This window comes from Methylorubrum sp. POS3, from assembly GCF_043352485.1.
In the GTDB taxonomy this organism is placed as follows: domain Bacteria; phylum Pseudomonadota; class Alphaproteobacteria; order Rhizobiales; family Beijerinckiaceae; genus Methylobacterium; species Methylobacterium suomiense.
The window spans coordinates 863,404-883,484 of sequence record NZ_JAPRBT010000001.1 but is presented as its reverse complement, the minus strand read 5'-3'; the positions used below and the strand labels follow the sequence as shown (position 1 = coordinate 883,484).

Below are 20,081 nucleotides of genomic sequence, written 5' to 3'. Positions count from 1 at the left end.
GCAACCGCGACCTGCTCTACGTGTCGAGCGCGCCGTTCTCCGAGGTGGCCAAGGTGCTCAGCGTCGTCTCCACCATCGCCTCCCCCGTCGGATCCGCCGCCTCCATCTACACCGTCACGCGATAGGATGCGGCCTAGGATCATCGTCCGATCAGGTTCTCCCCGTCTCATCCAAAAGATCGACTTGCCAAAAGGCCCGCGCCCATCGTTCCATAGGGCGGGGAGCCTCCCGATGTCAGGTCGGACCGACACGGAGGAGAGACGCGAAACAGGATCGTCGTCCTGAACGGCGGCGAGGAACCGAGCCGATGGACCTTGGCAAAGGCGCGGCCGGCTGGGAAACAGGCGACATGACGGTCCGACGCCTTCTCGTCCTCGGCACTCTGCTGACCGGGTTTGCCATGGTGGCCGCCGCGCCCGCCGCCGCGGAGATCACGGTCGGCGTGGCGGTGCCGCGCACCGGCCCCTACGTCGCGGTGGGCGAGCAGGTCCTGCGCGGCGTGCAGGCGGCGGCCCGCGACGCCAATGCCCGAGGCGGCCTCGACGGCCAGACCATCGTGCTCGACGTCCAGGACGATTCCTGCGACTCGAATCAAGCGGTCGGCGTCGCCAATCACTACGTGCAGGCCAATGTACGCCTCGTCGTGGGGCATGTGTGCTCCAATGCCTCGCTCGCCGCCTCGGACGTCTACGCTGCCCACGGGATCGTGATGATCACCGCCGCCTCGGTCGCCGCCAAGCTGACCGATCGCTCGCTCCCGACGATCTTCCGGGTCAGCGGCCGCGACGACGATCAGGGCAAGCTGTCGGCCGCCATCCTGGCTGAGCGCTTCCGCGATCGGCGGATCGCTATCCTGAACGATCTGTCGCCGGCCTCGCGCCAGCTCGCCGCGGCCACCAAGGACAATCTCAACCGCATCGGCGTTAACGAAGCCCTGTTCACCGCCTTCCAGGCGAGCGATGCCGACGACGCCGCCCTGGCCGACCGGCTCAAGGCGGCGGGGATCGACGTCGTCTATTACGGCGGCGACGCGAGCGAGATGGGACGGCTGGTGCGCATCGCCGCCGAACGGGGCTTCCGACCGCAATGGTTCGGCACATCCGCCATCGCCACGCCGGACTTCGCCAAGATCGCGGGCGGTGCCAGCAACGGCGTGTTGATGACCTTCTACCTCGATCCGAGCCGCAAGCCGGAGGCGCAGAGTGTCGTCGCCGCGTTCAAGACGCAGGGGATCGATGCCGACGGCTCGATGATCTACGGCTATGCTGCGCTTCAAGTCTTGGTGGCTGCAGGCAATTTTGCCCAAAGCACGGACGCCGCCGCCATCGCCAAGGCATTGCACAGCGAGCGCTTCGACACCGTGCTCGGCACGGTCGGTTTCGATGCGAAGGGCGATATCACCGCCCAGGGCTACGTGCTCTACGTCTGGCGCGATGGGAATTTCACGCCGGCCAAGGGGAATTGAGGCGACGGCCTCGGACCCGGCCTAACCCCGCAACGCCGCGTCGACCTCGGCGCCGCGGCCGAGATCGCGCATGATGGCGTCGAGATGCGGGCGCTTGCGAAGCTGAAGCCCGTGAAGCTGGCGCACCGCCTCGCTCAGGCTGCCCCCTCGCCCCAGAATGTCGTCGGCAAACCCGATCATCCGGGCGTTCGGCCACGCCTTTTCCCGCTGATCATGCAGGCGGGCGATCAGGGTCTCGGCCGGCGTCTCCGGTTCCGCCTGCGCGAACAGGCTCGCCAGAGCGGCGGTCGAGCGCGAGATGCCGACATGGCAATGGACGAGGATATGGACCTCGCCACCGGAGGCCGCCGCGTCGCGACCGAAGGCCAGGATCGTCTCCACATCCTCGCGCTCCGGCAGGACGACGCCCGGGGCCGCCTCGATCGCGTCGTGGAAGCGCAACGTGATGCGCCGATGGGTTCCGTAGGTGGCGAAGGCTGTCGGATCGGCCCTATCGGGATCGAGGATCGACAGCACGTGACTGACGCCCCGTGCCTCGTGCTCGACGAGTTCGTCGAGGCCGCAGACGGTGTGGAGGTGAAGTTGATCGCTACGCACGGGATCAGCCTAGCACGAGACGGTCTGCAAGGCGACGTTTTCCGGCCCTCCCCCTTCGCGTGTACGGCACCGGGCGTGTAAGGGATCTGGGCGGCGGCCATCGCCGCAGGGATGCGAGGCCGGACGACACGATGCCCCAGCGGACCCTGCCCCGGCGCGCGCTCCTCGCCGCAGGCCTCGGCACCGCCGCACTCGCGGCCCCCGCCCGCGCACAATCCGCCCCGGAGGTGCGCTGGCGTCTCGCCTCGGGCTTTGCCCGCAATCTCGACATCCTCTTCGGCGCGGCCGAGAGCCTCTCCAAATCCGTGGCGGAGGCGACCGACGGGCGCTTTCAGATTCAGGTTTCGGCGGCGGGTGAGAGCGTGGCGGCCGACGGTCTGCTCGATGCGGTCTCCGCCGCCAAGGTCGAGATGGGTCACGCCCCCGCGACCCTCGGCATGGGCAAGAACACCGCCTTCGCCCTTGCCGCCGCGATGCCGTTCGGACTCAATGCCCGCGGTCAGAACGCGTGGTGGCTCCAGGGCGGCGCGGCGGAGCTTTTCTCGGAGATCTTCGCCAAACAGGGTCTGACGGCCCTGCCGGGCGGCAATACCGGCACGCAGATGGGCGGCTGGTTCCGCAAGGAGATCAAGACGGTCAACGATCTTCAGGGGCTCAAGCTGCGCATCACGGGGCTCGGTGCCACGGTGATGGCCAAGCTCGGCGCCGCGGTTCAGGCGACGCCGGGACCGGAGATCCTGCAAGGATTGGAAAGTCGGGCGCTCGATGCCGCCGAGTGGATCGGCCCGCACGACGACGAGCGGCTCGGCCTGCAGAAGGCCGCCTCGATCTATCATTACCCGGGTTTCTGGGAGGGCGGCACGCTGCTGCATTTCTGGATCAACGCCGATGCCTGGAAAGGCCTGCCGAAGGCCTATCAGGCGATCCTCAGGGCGGCGGCGGCGCAGGTGAACACGGAGGTTCAGGCCCGCTACGATGCCCGCAACCCGCAGGCCTTGCGTCGGCTGGTCTCCGGCGGCGCGCAGTTGCGGCCGTTCCCGCAGGACGTGATGGAGGTTGCCTGGAAGGCGGCGAACGAGGTCTATACCGATCTCTCGGCGAAGAATCCCGACTTCAAGCGAGTCTACGACGCGCTCCGAACCTTCCGGAACGAGGAATACCTCTGGTTTCAGGTGGCGGAGTACACCTACGACAACTTCATGATCCGCGCCCGCGCCCGAGGTTGAGCACCGCTGGGCAAAAAAAAGCCGCCCTTGCGAGGCGGCCCGAAGTCTAGGGAGGAAACGCCCAAGGAGGGCAGCGGGACCGAGGACGCCGTCCGCGCTCCCGCAATGCACAAAATGCGCTTGCCTCGAATTTTTTCAAGTCGCGGCATCGGCAATTGTCGTTTCCATCGGTGCTTTGGCGCACATCGATACCATCTGTATCCGAAATGCCTCATCCATAAGGGGGAGGCTGGAGCCAGGTCACGACGGCCCGGATACAGTAGAACGGCCGAGCCTGATCTCGGGCCGGCCGCGTCAGGCGTTTGATCGGTCTCACGTTTTCGTGCCGGGCTGCGGCCCCGGCACCCGTCGTCCAGAGCTCGTGATGACGGCCGGAGCAACCTTCGCCCGACTTGCGCATTCGACGCCGCAGCGCTTCCTCCGGGCTGGGGCGCTCGGCCATGCCGAATCAGTCCGCCCGCTCCGGAACCGCTGAGGCATGGCTATTCAATCCGACCGTATCCGCGTCCTGCGTGACGAGCCGCCGGGCGGAGACGCGGATTATGTCCTCTACCTGATGCAGCAATCGCAGCGCGCCGCGTTCAATCCGGCTCTCGAGCTCGCCATCGAGGAGGCGAACCGCCTCGGCCTGCCGGTGCTGGTCTGCTTCGGGCTGCTCGACGGCGCCAACGGCTTTCCCGAGGCCAATGTCCGGCACTACGCCTTCATGCTGCAAGGACTGAGCGAGGTCGCGGCGGCGTTGGAGAAGCGTGGCATCACCTTCCTCCTGCGACGCGGCACGCCCTCGGAGGTGGCCATCGATCTCGCGAAACGGGCTGCCCTGCTCGTGCTCGACCGGGGTTATCTGACCATCCAACGCCGGTGGTACGCCGAGATCGAGAAGGGGGTGGAATGCCACCTCCTCCAAGTCGAGGGCGACGTCGTGGTGCCGGTCGAGACGGCCTCGCAGAAACATGAATATGCCGCGCGCACGCTTCGACCGAAGCTGAATCGCAAGTGGGACGAGTTTCTGGACGTGCTGCGGCCGCGCAAGGTCAAGAAGTCCGGCCCGATACCGAAGCTTAAGGGTGGGCTCGACGTCTCGGATCCGGACAAGCTCCTCAAGAAGCTGACCCTCGACGCCACGGTCGGCCCCGTGAGACGATTCAAGGGTGGACATGGCGAGGCGTCACGGCGCCTCACAACCTTCCTGAACGAGGCGTTCGAAGGCTACGGCGCCGGACGCAACAAGCCTGAGGCGGGCGCCGCCTCGCATATGAGCCCTTACCTGCATTTCGGGCAGATCTCGCCGGTCGAGATCGCCCTCGCGGTCCGCGCCGCGAAGTCCGGTGATACCGACGACCGCTCCGCCTATCTCGAAGAACTAATCGTTCGTCGCGAACTCGCCATGAACCATGTGTTCCACACGGACGGGTACGATTCCTACGAAACCGCCCTCCCCGATTGGGCCAAGAAAACCCTCGCCGAGCATGCGGACGATCCCCGTCCCCGCCTCTATTCCGAGACCGAATTGGCCGAGGGCAAGACCCACGACCATTACTGGAACGTGGCGATGCGGGAGATGCGCGAGACCGGCTACATGCACAACCAGTTGCGCATGTATTGGGGCAAGAAGATCCTCGAATGGTCACCCTCGCCGGAAGAGGGCTTTGCGGTGACCCTGCGGCTCAACAACCGCTATTTTCTCGACGGGCGCGACGCAAACTCGTTCACCAACGTTGCCTGGGTTTATGGCCTGCATGACCGCCCGTGGCAGACCCGGAAGATCTTCGGAAGCGTGCGCTACCAGAGCGAGAATTCGCTCAAGAAGTTCGACGCGAAAGGCTACGAGCGGGCAGTGACCCGACTGTGCGAGGCGGAAAAGGGCTGAGACAACGAATCTGTCCCGCTCGAAGCGTGGATTGTCCATCGCACAGTGCCGCGATCGCGGGGAGCGTGCCGGCGGCTTCGTTCTCTCCCAGCCTCTGTGGTCGATGCCCTCAGCGCTTCAGGCATCCCATCAACCCATCCACCTGCCCCATCCGGCCCTGAATGCGCCCGGCGATCCGGCGCAGGCCGGGGCTCGGTTTCGCAGGGTTGCGCAGGATCGGGTTCGGCAAGCTCGCAACGAGCAGAGCCGCCTCGCCTCGTGTCAGGTCGCGGGCACTCTTGCGGAACCAATGGCGGGCGGCGGCCTCGGCACCGAACACGCCCTCCCCCCACTCGGCCACGTTGAGATAGATCTCCATCACACGGCGCTTGCCCCAGATCGCCTCGGCCATCAGCGCCAGGGGAATCTCAAGGGCCTTGCGGATGTAGGAACGGCCCGGCCAAAGGAACACGTTCTTGACCGTCTGCATGGTGATGGTCGAGGCGCCGCGGCTCGGGCCCTCCTCGTCATCGACCACGTCGCGCAGCGCCCCCCAATCGACCCCTTGATGCAGGCAAAACCGTTGGTCCTCGGAGGCCACCACCGCCTGGACGAGAACCGGTGCGATGGCTTCGAGCGGCACGCTGTCCCGCTGCGTCGGCTGCGACGTCAGCCAGCGCCCGAGCATCAGGGTTGAGGGCGGGGTCGCCAGGCTATAGACGAGCGCCAGCGTGAGCATGAGGGCGACGACCAGAATGGGAGCGAGGGTCATGAGCGTCACGATGCGCCGTACCCCGCTGCGCCGCTTCGGTCGGGCCACCGTTCTCAGGTCGCGCCCGCGCGGCTCCGTCTCGCTCTCATCGCTCAAGCGCACGGCGCCTCTGCCCCTCCCCGATCCAGGCCAGTCTCGATGACCTCAACGCAGGCTCCCACCCCTTCGGTCAAGCCGGACGCGTCGAGCGACCCGTTTACCCACAGGCTCACCGAGGTCGCCGACACCGTCGAGCGTTTTCTCGTCGAGCTGCTCGGGCCGAACCTGCAGCCCGGCGAGATCGCCCGCCCGCCGCGCCTGATGGAGGCGATGCGCCATGCCGTCCTCGGCGGCGGCAAGCGGCTGCGCCCGTTCCTCGCCATCGAGACCGCGCGGATGCTCGGCGGCGCGGAGGATGCGGCCCTGGCGGCGGGCGCGGGTGTCGAGCTCGTCCATTGCTACAGCCTCGTCCACGACGACCTGCCGGCCATGGACGACGACGACCTGCGCCGCGGCAAGCCAACCGTGCATAAGGCCTATGACGAGGCCACCGCGATCCTCGTCGGCGACGCGCTCCAGACGCTGGCCTTCGAGGTGACCGCCGATCCGCGCTGGCAGCCGGATGCCGGCATCCGCGCCGAGTTGGTCCTGGGCCTCGCCCGCGCCTCCGGCCTCGGCGGCATGGTCGGCGGCCAGCTCCTCGACCTCTCGGCGGAAGGACGGTTCGGCCCGACCGATCTCGACATCGACGACACCCTGCGGATGCAGGCGATGAAGACCGGCGCGATCCTGGCCTTCTCGGTCGAGGCGGGCGCCCTCGTCGGCCATGCGAGCGCCGACGAGCGTGCGGCGCTCCTGCGCTACGGCAAGGCCCTGGGTCAGGCCTTCCAGGTTGCCGACGATATCCTGGACCGCGAGGCTTCGCCCGAGGCGATGGGCAAGGCGACCGGCAAGGACAAGGATGCCGGCAAGGCCACGTTGGTCGACCGCCTCGGCCTCGACGGCGCGCGCGCCGAGTGCGACCGGTTGGTCGCCGTGTGCGAGGAGGCCGTGGCTCCCTGGGGGGCGCGCGCACAGGTGCTCAAGGACGCCGCGCGCTTCACCGTCGCCCGCAAGGCCTGACACGGTCTTGCCGATCCGGGCGTCCTTGATGCCGCCAAGGTTCGCGGGCCGACTCGGATCCGCGAATCAGGGCCTGCCCATGACCCCTCTCAGAGCATTGCTCCTCGTCGGCGGCCTGCTCGGCTGCGGCAGCCTGTATCTCGGCTGGGCGCTGTCCAGCGAGAGCGGCTACGAGGCCGGAGGCCGGGCGATCAAGGCGCAGCTCGGCTTCCTCACCATGCCCCATGCCGAGCGGCAGAGCCTGCGCAAGCTCGCCCTCATGAAGGCGGCCGGCCGCTGCGAGTGGGATATCGACGAAGCGTTCTGGGGCCGAATCTACCATCTCTATGTCGGTGAGGAGCGGGGCGTGCGCGCCGCCGTCTACGCCACCCTGCTGGACGAACAGGAACGCTACTTCCAGGCCGATTCCGACCAGCGCCGCTGCCGTGCGGCCTGGGCGCGGTTCGGTGCGGAGGGCGCCGACATTCGCGGAATCCTGCGTACCACCGGAAGCGAGACGCCGCCCGCCACCGGTCCCGTGATCAATGCCAGCGCCATGAGCGACGCCGCCGAGCGCTGAACGCCGCAGAGCCCAGGGCCTTCGCCGCCCTTTCGAAACGGCGGCATCTCAGCCTTCATCGTTCTATCGCTCGGGCCCGAGTACCCTTGGCCGCACGGCCGTCTCCACACCCGGATGCGGCAGAGTCTCGGGCATGCGCGCCGTAAGCCGCGAGGCGGCGCCCGAGGGCGGTCGTCATCGTCGCGATCGGCCGATGCGGTCCCGAACGTGGGGCCTTCCCGCGACCTGTATTCACCCCGACGTTGCCGACACCGGATCACCCGCGACCCGCGGCGATGGGGTCTGACGGATTTCAAGGCTGGATGGCGCTACGGAGGCGCGTGTTTCCCCCTCGATCCACACCGAATCACCACCGCACAGAAGCGTGGCCGTTCACGATAATGTGTATTCGTTTGCCGAAACCTTTATCCAAGCGGGGCATCACAGCCCGCAATCCATCTTAAATCAACAAATTTCTATCTCTGGATGTGCTTGATTTGCAACAACATCGCACATTGGCATAACTACGCTCTATTCCATCGCCATTTTGCTTTGCAGGGTTCAGACATCTGAACAAGATGCTGCCGCAAGCCAAACAATGGGTGGGAGCGTCACAGTGGTCTTCAAGTTCCTTCGCGCGGGCGGCAAGGCCGGCCCCGCCCTTTCGGCGCCGGCAGGCGTCGATCTCGCCGCCGGACGGCGCGCGTTCATTCAGAGCGTCGGCCTCGGCATGGCCGGCTCGGCACTGGTCGGCTCGGCCGGCTTCAGCCCGGCGGCGGCCCAGACCGTCACCGATACCGATATCCTCAACTTCGCGCTCAACCTCGAATATCTCGAAGCCGAGTTCTACCTGCGCGGCGCCACCGGCCGTGGTCTGAGCGATTCCGAAGTGACCGGCACCGGTGCCCTCGGCGCCGTCACCGGCGGCCGGCAGGTGAACTTCGCCACCGCCGCGATCCGCAACTACGCCGTCGAGATCGCCAGCGAGGAGCGCATTCACGTCCAGTTCCTGCGCAGCGCGCTGGGCTCGGCCCGGGTCGCCCGCCCGGCGATCAACCTGACGAGTTCCTTCACCGCAGCCGCCCAGGCCGCGGGCCTGATCTCCTCGGGACAGACGTTCGACGCCTTCGCCGACGAGACCTCGTTCCTCCTCGCCGCCTACATCTTCGAGGATGTCGGCGTGTCGGCCTATCTTGGCGCGGCTCCGCTCCTGACCAGCAAGTCGGTTCTGGCTGCGGCCGGCGGCATCCTGTCGGCGGAGGCCTATCACGCCGGTACGATCCGCACGGTTCTCTACAGCCGCGGCCTGTTCGACCAGGCCCTGAAGATCTCGGACGCCCGCGACTCGCTCGACGGCTCGACCGATCTCGATCAGGGGATCGGCACCAGCACGATCGCCAATATCTCGCTGACCAATCCGTCCAACGGTCAGGCTTATGCCCGCACGACGAGCCAGGTGCTCAACATCGTCTACCTGAACACGTCGACGCAGCCGGGCGGCTTCTTCCCGTCGGGCCTCAACGGCACGATCCGCTGATCTCGCGCAACCGGGGCGGCTCCGCGCCGCCCCGGGAGCCGCCTTGTGCTCTCGAATGAAAGTTGGGTCTCCATCATGATCAGACGTTCTCTGCTGGCGGGGGGCGCGTCCCTTCTGGCGATCGGTGCGGCCAGCGCCGCCGATCTTCCGCGCCGCGCCGCACCGCCGCCCATCTTCACCCCCGTCCCGGTCTTCACCTGGACCGGCTTCTATGCGGGCTTCAACGCCGGCTACGCCTGGAGCGATCGTCGTCGTGAAGTGGTGACCGATCTCGGCATCACCCAGATCCCGACCGCCGACTATCTCGCGGCGCTCGGCACCGGTACCGGTCGCGGCGATTCCGGTGGTTTCACCGGCGGCGGTCAGATCGGCTACAATTACCAATTCACGCCGGGCTCGGGCGTCGTCGTCGGTATCGAGGCGGATGCCGCCTATACCGACCTGAACCGTCGCACCGCCTCCACCGCGACGATCGTCGGCTTCCCGGGCTTTCCCGGCGTCAACGACGTGGAGCTGTCGAGCGCGACCCGGAGCGAGCTGTCGTTCCTCGGCACCGTGCGCGGGCGCATCGGTTATGCCTTCGACCGGTTCCTGGTCTACGGAACCGGTGGCTTCGCCTATGGGCAGGCCCGGTACTCGTCGGTCCTCAACATCGGCAACACGCTCGGTGGCTTCACCACCTTCCCGACCGCCAGCATCACCGGCAGCTTCGACGACTTCCTCACCGGCTATGCCTATGGCGGCGGCATCGAATACGCGTTGCCGACCGACAATTTCCTGAACTTCTTCAAGTCGAGCGCGGTGACGCTCAAGATCGAATATCTCCGTTTCGATCTGGGCAGCCGCACCGTCACCGGCTTCTACGACATCATTCCCGCCTCGGGCACGCCGGTCGCGGCGACCCAGACACGGGTTCGGACCGAGGGCGATATCGTTCGCGCCGGCATCAACTACAAGTTCGGCACCTACTAAGCTTTCCGCAGGACGTAACGAAAGGGGCGCCCGGCTTCACCGCCGGGCGCCCTTTTTATTGGTGTCTGCGCTCTACAGCGCGGACGAGGCCAGGATGCGGTCGGTCAACCGATGCGGCAGGAATTGCCCCGGACGTGCGGATCGGCGCGGGAGATGATGCCTTAAGGCGTCTTCGGTCGAACCGTCCACGTCGCCCAGAAGACCGGCCGCCCGTAGAGCGAGGACGTATCGCCGCCGTCGGCGCGGGGCGCCCGTCGGTCGAGCCAAGTCAGGAAGCCCCCCTTGTCCGGATAGATGCCGGGCGCATCGAGATTTCCGTAGCGGTCGGTCATCCAGCCGAAGCCGTCGCGGGTCACACGACCGAGGGCGTCGCCGCCGGACCGTAGACCCAGATAGGCGGTCGAGTGCCCGGCCGCGACCGGCTCCATGAACAGTGACAGGGCACTGATGCTGCCGGGTGAGAGATCGGTGGTGTAGTGCAGGCAGATATCGGCAATCGGCCCCCCCGAGACCGTCACCGGTCGCGAGCAGGAATAGGCCACCGCCCAGCGATCCATGCCCCGGGCCTTGGCGACCCGCACCAGAGTGTCGGCGGGCAGCCCCTCGATCAACGTCGCCGCAGCCGTCCAGCTCCGCTCGCCGAGCGGGTCGCGGCTGGTGCGCAGGTAGAGGCCCATGCGCCGCTTCTCGATCGGGGCGCCGCAATCGGCCGGCAGCACGTCGGTGTAGAAGTAGTGGTAGGTGCGATCGACGACCGCGATCGAGCCCGAGAGACCGCGGGCCTCGAAGCCCGGCGCTGCGCAATTGCCGGTGATCGCCTTGCCGGTTTCATCGAGGACCGGCGCCGGCTTCGGCATCGCCGCCGCGCGCCGAGCACCCCGGCGACGGCGGTCGCGCTCGCCCTCCGGCGGCGCGCCGCCGAACGGCATCCAGGCGGTGCCGGGATCGGCCTCGATGCGCAGATCGAGGCCCTGAAAATCGTAGGTGCGGGCCTGAACCAAGACACGCCGATGCCCCCCATCGACCGGCTCGGTGGCGGTGGTGAGGATCGCGTAATAGGGGTCACCCGCCCAGTCGCGCCCGGCGACCATCATGGCGCTGCCTGACGCGTCTCCCTCGTTCACGCTGGGCCGCGGCTTGAACGTCATCTGCCCCTGCTCGCGCGCCTCTCGCGCCTCGCGCCGGGCCTCGCGCCGGGCACGCCGGCTCTCACGGCTGTTGCGGCGGGATTTTCGCGCCTGCTGCGTGGGAGCGGCACCCTCCGTGGCAGCCGCGACGAAGCGGGGATCGGTCTGCGGCAGGGTCGTGGCGAGCGCATCGACCTGCCGCCCGATCCGCACCGAGCCGCCCGCGGCCGGATCGTCGGCCTGGAGATCGGCCGGGCACGCGTCATCGCCGCGACGGCTCTCCTTCCGTGGCGGCTCGCCGCGATAGATCACCTGCAGGGGCCCTGGGGGTCCGGAATCCTTGAGACGGAGAATCTGGACGTCATGCACGAAGCGGCAGGACGGCGGCAGGGCGTAGACCCCCTCGGCTTCGTCGTCCGAGCGGCAGATTTCCAAGCTGCCACCTCCGGTGGGGTAGCACGAGGCGCTGCCCTTCGACGCCGCCCCCGCGGGTCCGGCCAGGGCGGAGATGAGGAGGAACGCTGCGCCCGACCAGACGGGCGCGGACAGATTGGGCAAGGGCAAACGCTCGAAGACGCTTGTGGCGACGCTCGCGACGACGCGGGACGGGATGGGGGAGCGAGGGGGCAAGCTGGACCGGAGCACGGCGGGGAAACTAGGGCGTCCCTTCCCCGAAGGAAGGCACGCGATCGGGGCCGAAATTCACCAGGGCGGGAAAGGGTTGCACAGCGGATCGTCGAAGCGGAGGCGTTCAAGCGGCCCGGCGCCGGGCGAGCCCCCCGTCGAGGGCGACAATGCCCCATCCCACGATGAGGAAAGCCGCTGTGATCGCCGCCGTATAGGCGAGGACCGCCATCCCGCCGATGGTGCCGATATCCAGGAACGGATACGGATAATGCCCTTCCCGCACACCGCGCATCAAGGCGCAGGCGAGGTAGGCCAATGGATAGCAGGCCCAGAGCAGCGGATCGCGCCGAACCAGATATCCTTTCGGAACGAAAGCGAGCCAGAAGAGGGGCACCAGAACCGGCACAACCTTATGCAGTAGAATATCGGCCACGAGGTCGCCGTCCTGCTGGATGCGCAGGCCCTGGAGCAGCAATCGCTGAACCAGCCCGACGAGAAGCGTCGCCAGCGCCGTCCCGGCGACCAACCAGGAGCCGCGGCGGCGATCAGCGAAGAGGCCCCCACCCAGAGCCAGCCAAGCAAAAAGGCCCGTCACGACCAAGCCGGTGAGGTTGGTGAAATAGGCGAGCATGATCCAGATCGCGCCAGGCACCGAGCCGGTCCGACCCTGGACGGCCCAGAACCCCGCCATGACCCCGAGTGCGGCGCAGAGCGTGATCAGGGCAGCGGCGAAACGGGCTTGCGGCGATGGCATGTCCGGCGGCGTCATTCTGGGGCGAGGGGCTTATGCCTCCGCCTCGCGACCCGCCGATGACGTTCAGGGCCGACCCCGGTGCGATGCAAGACGGCTCAGCTTGCGCCGGCCATGCGGGAAGCGTCCCTCACGCCGGGGCGAACCCCGGCGTCGATCTCATTCCGCGGCGATGCCGGTCCCGACCGGGCAGGAGACGCCGGTGCCGCCCAAGCCGCAATACCCGCCGGGATTCTTGGCGAGGTATTGCTGGTGATAGGCTTCCGCGAAATAGAACACGTCCAGCGGCTCGATCTCGGTGGTGATCGGTCCATAACCGCGAGCCCGCAGCGCGGGGGCATAGGCATCGCGCACGGCCCGCGCGGTCTCGGCCTGCGCCTCATCGGCCGTGTAGATACCGGAACGGTACTGCGTGCCGACATCGTTGCCCTGCCGGTACCCTTGCGTCGGGTCGTGGCTCTCGAAAAATACCTTGAGCACCTCGGTCAGCGGCAACACAGCCGGATCGTAGGCAACCAGCACGACCTCGTTGTGGCCGGTGCGCCCGGTGCACACCTCTTCGTAGGTCGCGTTCGGGGTGAAGCCGCCGGCATAGCCGACCGCGGTGACATGGATGCCGCGGGGCAATTGCCAGAACTTGCGCTCGGCCCCCCAGAAGCAGCCGAGACCGAGCACGATCGTCTCGATGTCGTCCGGGTACGGACCTTTCAAGGCGTTGCCGTTGACGAAATGACGCTCGGCGGTCGGCAGGGGCTCGGGCCGGCCCGGAAGGGCTTCGGAGGGCGCGGGCATCTCGGGCCGCTTGCGAAAAAGTAACATGGCTGTTCCCTCGATCGCGTGCGCCGATCCATGTCGTGGATCGGTTTCGCACTATATGGTCGTCGGCAAGCGATTTGACGACACTCCGCGCCCGTGATGCGGGGCGGCAGAACGGAGGCGTTCAGGAGCGGATGGAATCCGAAGACGGGTGGCAGCTCACGGAGCGGGTGCGGGCGAGCACGCAATCCGGCAGAGGGGATCCGTTCGCCGCGGCCGTGCGGGCGACCCGCATGCCGATGATCATCACCGACCCGCGCCGTCTCGACAATCCCATCGTCTTCGCCAACGACGCGTTCCTGGCCCTGACGGGGTACACGCGGCTGGAGGTCACGGGCCGCAACTGCCGCTTCCTCCAGGGACCGGACACCGATCTCACCGAGGTCGCTCGGGTGCGCGATGCGATCGCGGCCGAGCGGGACATTCACGCCGAATTGCTGAACTACCGCAAGGACGGTTCGACCTTTCACAACGCTCTGTACGTCAGCCCCGTCCATGACGAGGACGGGACGCTGCTGTTCTTCTTCGCCTCGCAGCTCGACGTGAGCGACCGTTATGCCCTGCGTGACGAGCGCGACCGGGTCCAGGCGGCGTCGGATGCGAACGCCCTGCTCCTGCGCGAAGTCGGACACCGGGCGCGCAACGACCTGCAGATGATCAGCGCGATGCTGGTTCTCCAGAGCGGAGACAGCGCCGACCCGGCCGTGCGGGACGCCCTCGCCGTGGCGATCGGCCGGATCGATGCCCTGGCGGCGCTCTACCGAATGCCGCCCGGCGGCGATGGCGGGCACGATCTCGCCGAGCTTGCCCGGGAGGTCGCCGAAACCCTGGTCGACGCTTCGGGCCGGGACGACGTGACCCTCGACCTCGACCTCGCGCCGGTTACGATCCGGGCGGACGCGGCCGGGCCCCTTGCCCTGGTCCTCAGCGAAGCCGTCTCGCACGCCCTTCGCCGCGCCGTCCCGCATCGGCCGGTCCGCCTCGCCGTGCGTCTGGCTGGATCCGACTCGGGTGTGGTGTTGCGGGTCGAGGATGAGCGTTCCTCCGCTTGGCCCGAGGCCAACGGCGACGGCATGGCATTGCTGGATATGCTCGTGCGCCAACTCGACGGACAGCGCGATCTCGATCGGGACCCGTCCGGTGGCCTTCGGATGACGTTTCACTTTCCCGCGAAACGGATCGGCGCGTAGCCGCTTTCAGGCCGTCGGCGAGGGCATAGGCCGCGCCGCGGCCACCCCTTCCGTACGGCCGCGATACGAGAGAGCCTCGGCCAGATGCAGCCGGCGCACCCTCTCCTCGCCATCGAGATCGGCCAAAGTTCGGGCCACGCGCAGGGTTCGGTGAAAGCCGCGCGCGGAGAGGCGCATCGTCTCGGCCGCGTGCCGGATCAGGGCGGTGCCCTCGGCATCGGGCGCGGCCGCCTCCTCGATCAGGGAGGCCGGACAGGTCGCATTGGTGGTGGAAGCCGGCAAGGCCTTGCGGGCAAACCGGGCGCTCTGCCGATCCCGCGCCGCCGCGACCCGGGCGGCGGCCTCCGCCGAGCCTTCCGCCGGCGGCGGCAGGATGAGGTCGAAAGCGGTGACCGCGGCGACTTCGATGCGCAGATCGATCCGGTCCAGGAGCGGTCCGGAGATGCGAGCGCCGTATTGCGCGGCGCAACGCTCGTTCGGCCCCTTACGGCAGGTATAGCCCGGTTCGAGCGCCATGCCGCAGCGACAGGGATTCATCGCGGCGACGAGTTGGAACCGGGCCGGATAGGTGACCCGATGGTTGGCCCGGGCGATCATCACCTCGCCTGTCTCCATCGGCTGGCGCAGGGAATCGAGCACCTGGGGCGTGAACTCGGGCAATTCGTCGAGGAACAGTACGCCCCCATGGGCCAGCGAGACCTCGCCGGGGCGGGCATTGAGGCCTCCTCCGACGAGGGCCGCCATCGAGGCGGAGTGATGCGGCTGGCGGAACGGGCGGCGGTTCGACAGCGCCCCGTCCTTGAGTTGTCCGGCCACCGACTGGATCATCGAGACTTCGAGCAGCTCACGGGGGTCCAGCGGCGGCAGGATCGAGGGAAGCCGCGCGGCGAGCATCGATTTCCCGGCTCCCGGAGGACCGTTGAACAGGAGGTTGTGCCCACCGGCCGCCGCGATCTCCAGGGCGCGCTTGGCGCCTTCCTGCCCCTTGATGTCGCGGAGATCCGGCATCGTGCCCGCCGGCGCGGCGATGGCGGGATGCGGCCGCGCCATCACTTGGCTGCCCTTGAAGTGGTTGGCGAGTTGGATGAGCGAGCGCGGCGCCAGGACGTCCATGTCGCCCGCCGCCCATGCCGCTTCTGGCCCGGTCGCGGCCGGGCAGATCAGGCCGAGCCCCCGTCCATTGGCCGCCATCGCGGCGGGCAGGACGCCGGCGACCGCGGTGATCGATCCATCGAGCGCCAATTCGCCCAGCACGCAGTAACTGCTGAGCGCATCCTCGGGCAGCGCACCGATGGCGCCCATGACGGCGAGCGCGATCGGCAGATCGTAATGCGACCCCTCCTTCGGCAGGTCGGCCGGCGCGAGATTGACGGTGATGCGCTTGGCCGGCAGTGCCAGACCCGAGGCGATCAGCGCCGCGCGCACCCGCTCGCGCGACTCCGCCACCGCCTTGTCGGGCAGGCCGACGACGGTGAAGGCAACAGCTCCGGGAGCGATCTGAACCTGGACGTCGACGGCCCGCGCCTCGATCCCCTCGAACGCGACCGTGGCAACGCGGGTCACCATGCGATAGAAAAGTCTCCAGTCCCGGACATTGCAGCCTAGGCGGGCATTCGAAGGCTGACAATCAGAAGCTGAGCCCGCGCGTCGCGCGGGAAACGGCGCAATGCGAGAAAGGTGGACGACGGACGTCGGAACCGTGCGGAGGACCGGTCGTTCGATGGGTGAACCCCACCCGCAAATCATGCGTCTCGGAGTGCCTGAATGTCGTTTCGCCCCCTCGCCGCCGCCCTCCTGGGTGCCGCCCTGCTCACCGGACCGGCGCTCGCCGACGAGAAGCTTCCGCCCGAGCAGCAGACCAAGGTCGAAGACATCCTGAAGAAGGAAGGCTTCACCAAGTGGAAGGAGATCGAGCTCGATGACGGCATGATCGAGGTGGACGACGCCATCGATGCCAACGGCAAGCAGTTCGATCTGAAGCTCGATCCGAAGACGTTCGAGATCGTCAAGCGCGAAGCCGAGTGAGACATCGATGCGCCGGACGGAGCGAGCCCGGCGCTACCGGAATTGCGAGAAGAACGCGCCGCTTTCCGAAACGCTTTCGCCATCCGGCGCCAGAGCCCCCCAGCGCGTCAGAAGGCCGGCCTCCGCCGCCCGCGAGAGGGTGAAGAGTGTCTCGCCCGGTTTGTAGACGGCGACACCGTACTTGTTGACCGTGCGACCATCCTCGTAGCGGTGGAAGCTCACCGCCAGGATGGAGCCGTCCGAACGCGCGTGGCAGATGATCCGCTCGTCGGTCTGGAAGCCGCGTGCCGTGAGCACGCAGCCGCCCCGCGCGCCGTCGGGACCGATGACGAGGTCGTAGGTCACATGGGCCGAGGAGCCACCCTCGGTCAGGCCGGCATCGTGCTCGTAGCGGTATCGGCCCTGCCAGCCCCCGCTCGCCCCCTCCGCCGCAGCTAGGGGAGTAAACGTGAAGAGCGACAGCGCCGCGAGGCACACGTGTATCGTCGTCGTCCGCAATGAGACCTCCTCGTTGCGGAGCAACATGGCCGGAGCCTACGGCGCGCGCAACCGGGCTGCGAGCCTCGTCGAGCGGCGCCACCGCAGGGACTTGCCCGGGCGCAGGATCGCCCTGTCGAACCCGCCATCGCCCGGCTTGCATCCGGTCGCGCGGACCGTCATATACGGCCTCGGGAGGTTGGCGAGGGACGTTTCACTCGCCAACCGGGTCAGGTCCGGAAGGAAGCAGCCCTAACGAGACCGAGCGGGTCTTTGTCCAGCCTCCCACCCTCGCCGCCCGTGCCCCGCGCGGGCTCGGCGGCCGGCAATCCAAAAAATTCGACGGCGGCATGGACGAGACGCACGGCACGCTCCCCGACGAGCCGGGCCTGCCCGGCATGCCCGCCCCCGCGACACCCTACCGGGTGCTGGCGCGCAAATACCGCCCCCAAACCTTCGACGATCTGATCGGCCAGGGGGCCATGGTGCGCACGCTGGCCAATGCCTTCGCGGCCAATCGCATCCCCCAGGCCTGGATGCTGACCGGCGTGCGCGGGGTCGGCAAGACGACGACGGCCCGCATCCTCGCCCGCGGCCTCAACTATGTCCGCGACGGCCATCCCGATACCGGCCCCACGGTGAGCATGCCGGAACTCGGCCGCCATTGCCGGGCGATCATGGAATCCCGGCACATGGACGTGCTGGAGATGGATGCGGCCTCGCATACCGGCATCGACGACGTCCGCGGCATCATCGACGGCATCCGCTACTCGCCGACGGAGGCGCGCTACAAGGTCTACATCGTCGACGAGGTCCACATGCTGTCGGAGAAGGCGTTCAACGCCTTCCTGAAGACGCTGGAGGAGCCGCCCCCCCACGCCAAGTTCGTCTTCGCCACGACTGAGATCCGGAAAGTCCCGGTCACGATCCTGTCGCGCTGCCAGCGCTTCGACCTCCGCCGGGTCGAGGCCGAGACCCTCTCGGCCCATCTGAAGAAGATCTGCGCCGCGGAGGGCGTGAGCGCCGAGGCCGAGGCGCTGGCGGCCGTGACCCGCGCCGCGGAGGGCTCGGTGCGCGATGCGCTCTCCCTCCTCGATCAGGCCATCGCCCACGGCGCCGGCACAGTGACTGCGCAGAGCGTGCGCGACATGCTCGGCTTGGCCGATCGGGCGCGCATCGTCGATCTGTTCGAGGCGGTGATGCGCGGCGACATCCCCGCGGCCTTCGCGGAATTGCGGGCACAGTACGATTCGGGCGCCGATCCGGCGGTGGTGCTCTCCGACCTTGCCGGCTTCACCCATCTCGTGACCCGCCTGAAACTGGTGCCGGACGCCGCCGCCGATCCGACGCTGAGCGAGGCCGAACGTGTCCGCGGCGCGGATTTCGCCGCCCGGCTGCCGGTGCGTGCCCTGTCGCGGGCGTGGCAGATCCTGCTCAAGGCCCTGCCCGAGGTGCAGGTCGCGCCCCGTCCGCTCCCGGCCGCCGAGATGGCCCTCGTGCGTCTGGCCTACGCCGCCGACCTGCCGACCCCGGACGAGGCCCTGAGGCGCCTGCGCAGCGAGGATTCACCGGCGAGCGCCGGCATGCCGGCCTCCGGCTCCTCGATCTCCGGTGGGTCGTCCCCGCGTTCCGCGGCCATCGGTTCGGCAGCCCTGGCCCGCGAGAGCGCCCCGCTCGCCGCTCCGCGGGCCTCGGCCCCGCCCCGACCGGTGCTGGCTTCTGCCAATCCGGCACCGGAGGCCGCCCGCCCCGCCGCGGTTCCCGCCGGACCCCGCCTCGGGCGTTTCGAGGACGTGGTCGCCCTCGCCGAGGCGAAGCGCGACATCGCCCTCAAGGTGGCGATGGAGCGGGATGTCCATCTCGTGCGCTTCGAGGAGGGTCGCATCGAGTTCCGCCTCGCTCAGGGCGGCCGCCCGAGCCTCCCCAACGATCTCGCCCGAGCGCTCGACGAGTGGACCGGGCGGCGTTGGATCGTGGCTCTGTCCAAGGACGAGGGGGCGCCGACGCTCGAGCAGGATTCCCGCGCGGCCGAGCAGACGCGGCACGAGAATGCCGCGGCCCATCCCCTGGTCCGCGAGGTGCTGTCGCGCTTCCCCGGCGCGCAGATCGTCGATGTTCGCGACAAGGCGGCGGATGCCGGTCCAGCGACCGGTGTGACGGTGGCGACCGGTCCCGTCGAGGCCCTGCCCGACGAACCGGACGACGAGGCGTGAGCATCCTTCCGATCGCGCGCTCGAATGTCGGAGAGGGCCTCCGCGGCCTGGGTCCGTCGAACGCCAGACAGTCCGATCGAGGCCGAGGACTCAAGGCGCTTCGACCGTTCGAAGCGTGGAGCCATGTATCTTCGGCCGATTGAGCCGACCCGGCACCCTGGCGGTAGCCCGCGCCGACGCCTAAGTCTGCGAGGAGATCCTTCCAAGAGACATCGGAGCCGACCCGCCATGCGCGATATCATGGGCATCATGAAGCAGGCCCAGGCCATGCAGGAGAAGATGGCCTCGCTTCAGGCCGAACTCGACACGGTCGAGGTGCGGGGCGCCGCCGGCGGCGATGCCGTGAGTGTCCGCATGACCGCGAAGGGACAGATGCTCGGCGTGTCGATCGATCCCAGCCTGATGGTCGCCGACGAGCGCGAGATCCTCGAGGACCTGATCGTGGCAGCCTGCAACGATGCCCGCGCCAAGGCGGAAGCGACCGCCCAGGAGCGCATGGCCGAACTCACCAAGGGCCTGCCGCTGCCGCCCGGAATGAAGCTGCCGTTCTGATTGGTCTCCCACCGAGCCATCCCCCGTACCCGCCGTGGAGCCGAAGCTGAACCGATCGGGGCTTCGCACGCCGCGGGGGAGAACCGCACGGATGACGGCGCGCAGCGCCGTCGTCCGGCGGCACCGGTAAAGCCGTTTCCTCGATGGCATCGGCCTCGCGCCGTGAGGTCGAACCGGCTTTCCCCAGCCCGAGCGCATGGAGAGCAAACCATGTTAAGGCGCTCGTTCGTCGACGGGATCATGGTC

The 20,081-nt window shown here is 68.1% G+C and carries 18 protein-coding genes and 1 other RNA gene; 12 read left to right on the top strand and 7 right to left on the bottom strand.

Annotation, left to right across the window (positions count from 1 at the left end; genetic code table 11):
• Positions 1-349: 349 nt before the first annotated feature.
• A complete protein-coding gene (locus OWC43_RS04240) occupies positions 350-1,465 on the top strand; it encodes a branched-chain amino acid ABC transporter substrate-binding protein (protein WP_393955817.1) in 1,116 nt (371 codons plus the stop codon).
• A 21-nt stretch (positions 1,466-1,486) separates the two neighbouring features.
• Here OWC43_RS04240 and OWC43_RS04235 read toward each other — a convergent pair whose 3' ends face one another.
• Entirely contained in the window at positions 1,487-2,062 is a 576-nt protein-coding gene (locus OWC43_RS04235) for a tyrosine phosphatase family protein (RefSeq protein ID WP_393955816.1), read from the bottom strand.
• A 131-nt stretch (positions 2,063-2,193) separates the two neighbouring features.
• Here OWC43_RS04235 and OWC43_RS04230 point away from each other — a divergent pair, with 131 nt between their 5' ends.
• Both OWC43_RS04230 and OWC43_RS04225 read left to right on the top strand, forming a co-directional pair.
• Complete coding sequence (locus OWC43_RS04230) at positions 2,194-3,288, top strand: TRAP transporter substrate-binding protein (RefSeq protein ID WP_393955815.1); 1,095 nt, start codon at positions 2,194-2,196, stop codon at positions 3,286-3,288.
• Between the two features lie 478 nt (positions 3,289-3,766).
• Complete coding sequence (locus tag OWC43_RS04225) at positions 3,767-5,158, top strand: deoxyribodipyrimidine photo-lyase (RefSeq protein WP_393955814.1); 1,392 nt, start codon at positions 3,767-3,769, stop codon at positions 5,156-5,158.
• 109 nt (positions 5,159-5,267) lie between these two features.
• On the opposite strand, the gene mtgA is transcribed toward OWC43_RS04225, so the two are convergent.
• On the bottom strand, positions 5,268-6,005 hold the full coding sequence (gene mtgA, locus OWC43_RS04220; protein ID WP_373324485.1) for a monofunctional biosynthetic peptidoglycan transglycosylase: 738 nt from the start codon (positions 6,003-6,005) through the stop codon (positions 5,268-5,270).
• 42 nt (positions 6,006-6,047) lie between these two features.
• On the opposite strand from mtgA, the gene OWC43_RS04215 reads away from it, so the two are divergent.
• The 4 genes from OWC43_RS04215 to OWC43_RS04200 all read left to right on the top strand — a co-directional run bounded on the left by OWC43_RS04215 (position 6,048) and on the right by OWC43_RS04200 (position 10,057).
• A complete protein-coding gene (locus OWC43_RS04215) occupies positions 6,048-7,010 on the top strand; it encodes a polyprenyl synthetase family protein (protein ID WP_137828513.1) in 963 nt (320 codons plus the stop codon).
• A gap of 79 nt (positions 7,011-7,089) precedes the next feature.
• The gene (locus OWC43_RS04210) at positions 7,090-7,569 is read left to right on the top strand and encodes a hypothetical protein (protein WP_393955813.1); all 480 of its coding nucleotides are present in this window, start codon (positions 7,090-7,092) and stop codon (positions 7,567-7,569) included.
• A 595-nt stretch (positions 7,570-8,164) separates the two neighbouring features.
• Entirely contained in the window at positions 8,165-9,085 is a 921-nt protein-coding gene (locus OWC43_RS04205) for a ferritin-like domain-containing protein (protein ID WP_393955812.1), read from the top strand.
• A gap of 75 nt (positions 9,086-9,160) precedes the next feature.
• Entirely contained in the window at positions 9,161-10,057 is an 897-nt protein-coding gene (locus OWC43_RS04200) for an outer membrane protein (protein ID WP_393955811.1), read from the top strand.
• A 161-nt stretch (positions 10,058-10,218) separates the two neighbouring features.
• Here OWC43_RS04200 and OWC43_RS04195 read toward each other — a convergent pair whose 3' ends face one another.
• The 3 genes from OWC43_RS04195 to msrA form a co-directional block, all read right to left on the bottom strand.
• Positions 10,219-11,742 carry a hypothetical protein gene (locus tag OWC43_RS04195; protein WP_393955810.1) on the bottom strand — a complete coding sequence of 508 codons (1,524 nt, stop codon included), beginning with the start codon at positions 11,740-11,742 and terminating at the stop codon, positions 10,219-10,221.
• A gap of 193 nt (positions 11,743-11,935) precedes the next feature.
• Positions 11,936-12,565 carry a Pr6Pr family membrane protein gene (locus OWC43_RS04190; RefSeq protein WP_393955809.1) on the bottom strand — a complete coding sequence of 210 codons (630 nt, stop codon included), beginning with the start codon at positions 12,563-12,565 and terminating at the stop codon, positions 11,936-11,938.
• A gap of 156 nt (positions 12,566-12,721) precedes the next feature.
• Entirely contained in the window at positions 12,722-13,381 is a 660-nt protein-coding gene (gene msrA / locus OWC43_RS04185) for a peptide-methionine (S)-S-oxide reductase MsrA (RefSeq protein ID WP_393955808.1), read from the bottom strand.
• 131 nt (positions 13,382-13,512) lie between these two features.
• Between msrA and OWC43_RS04180 the strand changes: the two genes are divergently transcribed.
• Positions 13,513-14,568 carry a PAS domain-containing protein gene (locus OWC43_RS04180; protein WP_393955807.1) on the top strand — a complete coding sequence of 352 codons (1,056 nt, stop codon included), beginning with the start codon at positions 13,513-13,515 and terminating at the stop codon, positions 14,566-14,568.
• A 6-nt stretch (positions 14,569-14,574) separates the two neighbouring features.
• On the opposite strand, the gene OWC43_RS04175 is transcribed toward OWC43_RS04180, so the two are convergent.
• Positions 14,575-16,134 (bottom strand): YifB family Mg chelatase-like AAA ATPase, encoded by a 1,560-nt coding sequence (locus tag OWC43_RS04175; RefSeq protein WP_393955806.1) that lies wholly within the window; start codon positions 16,132-16,134, stop codon positions 14,575-14,577.
• A gap of 198 nt (positions 16,135-16,332) precedes the next feature.
• Between OWC43_RS04175 and OWC43_RS04170 the strand changes: the two genes are divergently transcribed.
• On the top strand, positions 16,333-16,593 hold the full coding sequence (locus OWC43_RS04170; protein ID WP_393955805.1) for a PepSY domain-containing protein: 261 nt from the start codon (positions 16,333-16,335) through the stop codon (positions 16,591-16,593).
• Positions 16,594-16,626: 33 nt separating this feature from the next.
• Here OWC43_RS04170 and OWC43_RS04165 read toward each other — a convergent pair whose 3' ends face one another.
• Positions 16,627-17,070: a DUF5991 domain-containing protein gene (locus OWC43_RS04165; protein ID WP_393955804.1), complete on the bottom strand. Its 444-nt coding sequence runs from the start codon at positions 17,068-17,070 to the stop codon at positions 16,627-16,629.
• A 193-nt stretch (positions 17,071-17,263) separates the two neighbouring features.
• Here OWC43_RS04165 and ffs point away from each other — a divergent pair.
• From ffs to OWC43_RS04150, 3 genes are all read left to right on the top strand, one after another.
• Positions 17,264-17,360: signal recognition particle sRNA small type (gene ffs, locus OWC43_RS04160), an RNA gene on the top strand.
• Positions 17,361-17,420: 60 nt separating this feature from the next.
• The gene (locus OWC43_RS04155) at positions 17,421-19,283 is read left to right on the top strand and encodes a DNA polymerase III subunit gamma/tau (protein WP_393955803.1); all 1,863 of its coding nucleotides are present in this window, start codon (positions 17,421-17,423) and stop codon (positions 19,281-19,283) included.
• Between the two features lie 228 nt (positions 19,284-19,511).
• Complete coding sequence (locus tag OWC43_RS04150) at positions 19,512-19,835, top strand: YbaB/EbfC family nucleoid-associated protein (protein ID WP_137828490.1); 324 nt, start codon at positions 19,512-19,514, stop codon at positions 19,833-19,835.
• The last annotated feature ends 246 nt before the right edge of the window (positions 19,836-20,081 follow it).

Coding starts and splice junctions, on each gene's coding strand:
- OWC43_RS04240 (WP_393955817.1), top strand. CDS start 350: ATGACGGTCCGACGCCTTCTCGTCCTCGGCACTCTGCTGACCGGGTTT.
- OWC43_RS04230 (WP_393955815.1), top strand. CDS start 2,194: ATGCCCCAGCGGACCCTGCCCCGGCGCGCGCTCCTCGCCGCAGGCCTC.
- OWC43_RS04225 (WP_393955814.1), top strand. CDS start 3,767: ATGGCTATTCAATCCGACCGTATCCGCGTCCTGCGTGACGAGCCGCCG.
- OWC43_RS04215 (WP_137828513.1), top strand. CDS start 6,048: ATGACCTCAACGCAGGCTCCCACCCCTTCGGTCAAGCCGGACGCGTCG.
- OWC43_RS04210 (WP_393955813.1), top strand. CDS start 7,090: ATGACCCCTCTCAGAGCATTGCTCCTCGTCGGCGGCCTGCTCGGCTGC.
- OWC43_RS04200 (WP_393955811.1), top strand. CDS start 9,161: ATGATCAGACGTTCTCTGCTGGCGGGGGGCGCGTCCCTTCTGGCGATC.
- OWC43_RS04190 (WP_393955809.1), bottom strand. CDS start 12,565: ATGCCATCGCCGCAAGCCCGTTTCGCCGCTGCCCTGATCACGCTCTGC.
- msrA (WP_393955808.1), bottom strand. CDS start 13,381: ATGTTACTTTTTCGCAAGCGGCCCGAGATGCCCGCGCCCTCCGAAGCC.
- OWC43_RS04180 (WP_393955807.1), top strand. CDS start 13,513: ATGGAATCCGAAGACGGGTGGCAGCTCACGGAGCGGGTGCGGGCGAGC.
- OWC43_RS04175 (WP_393955806.1), bottom strand. CDS start 16,134: ATGGTGACCCGCGTTGCCACGGTCGCGTTCGAGGGGATCGAGGCGCGG.
- OWC43_RS04170 (WP_393955805.1), top strand. CDS start 16,333: ATGTCGTTTCGCCCCCTCGCCGCCGCCCTCCTGGGTGCCGCCCTGCTC.
- OWC43_RS04155 (WP_393955803.1), top strand. CDS start 17,421: ATGGACGAGACGCACGGCACGCTCCCCGACGAGCCGGGCCTGCCCGGC.
- OWC43_RS04150 (WP_137828490.1), top strand. CDS start 19,512: ATGCGCGATATCATGGGCATCATGAAGCAGGCCCAGGCCATGCAGGAG.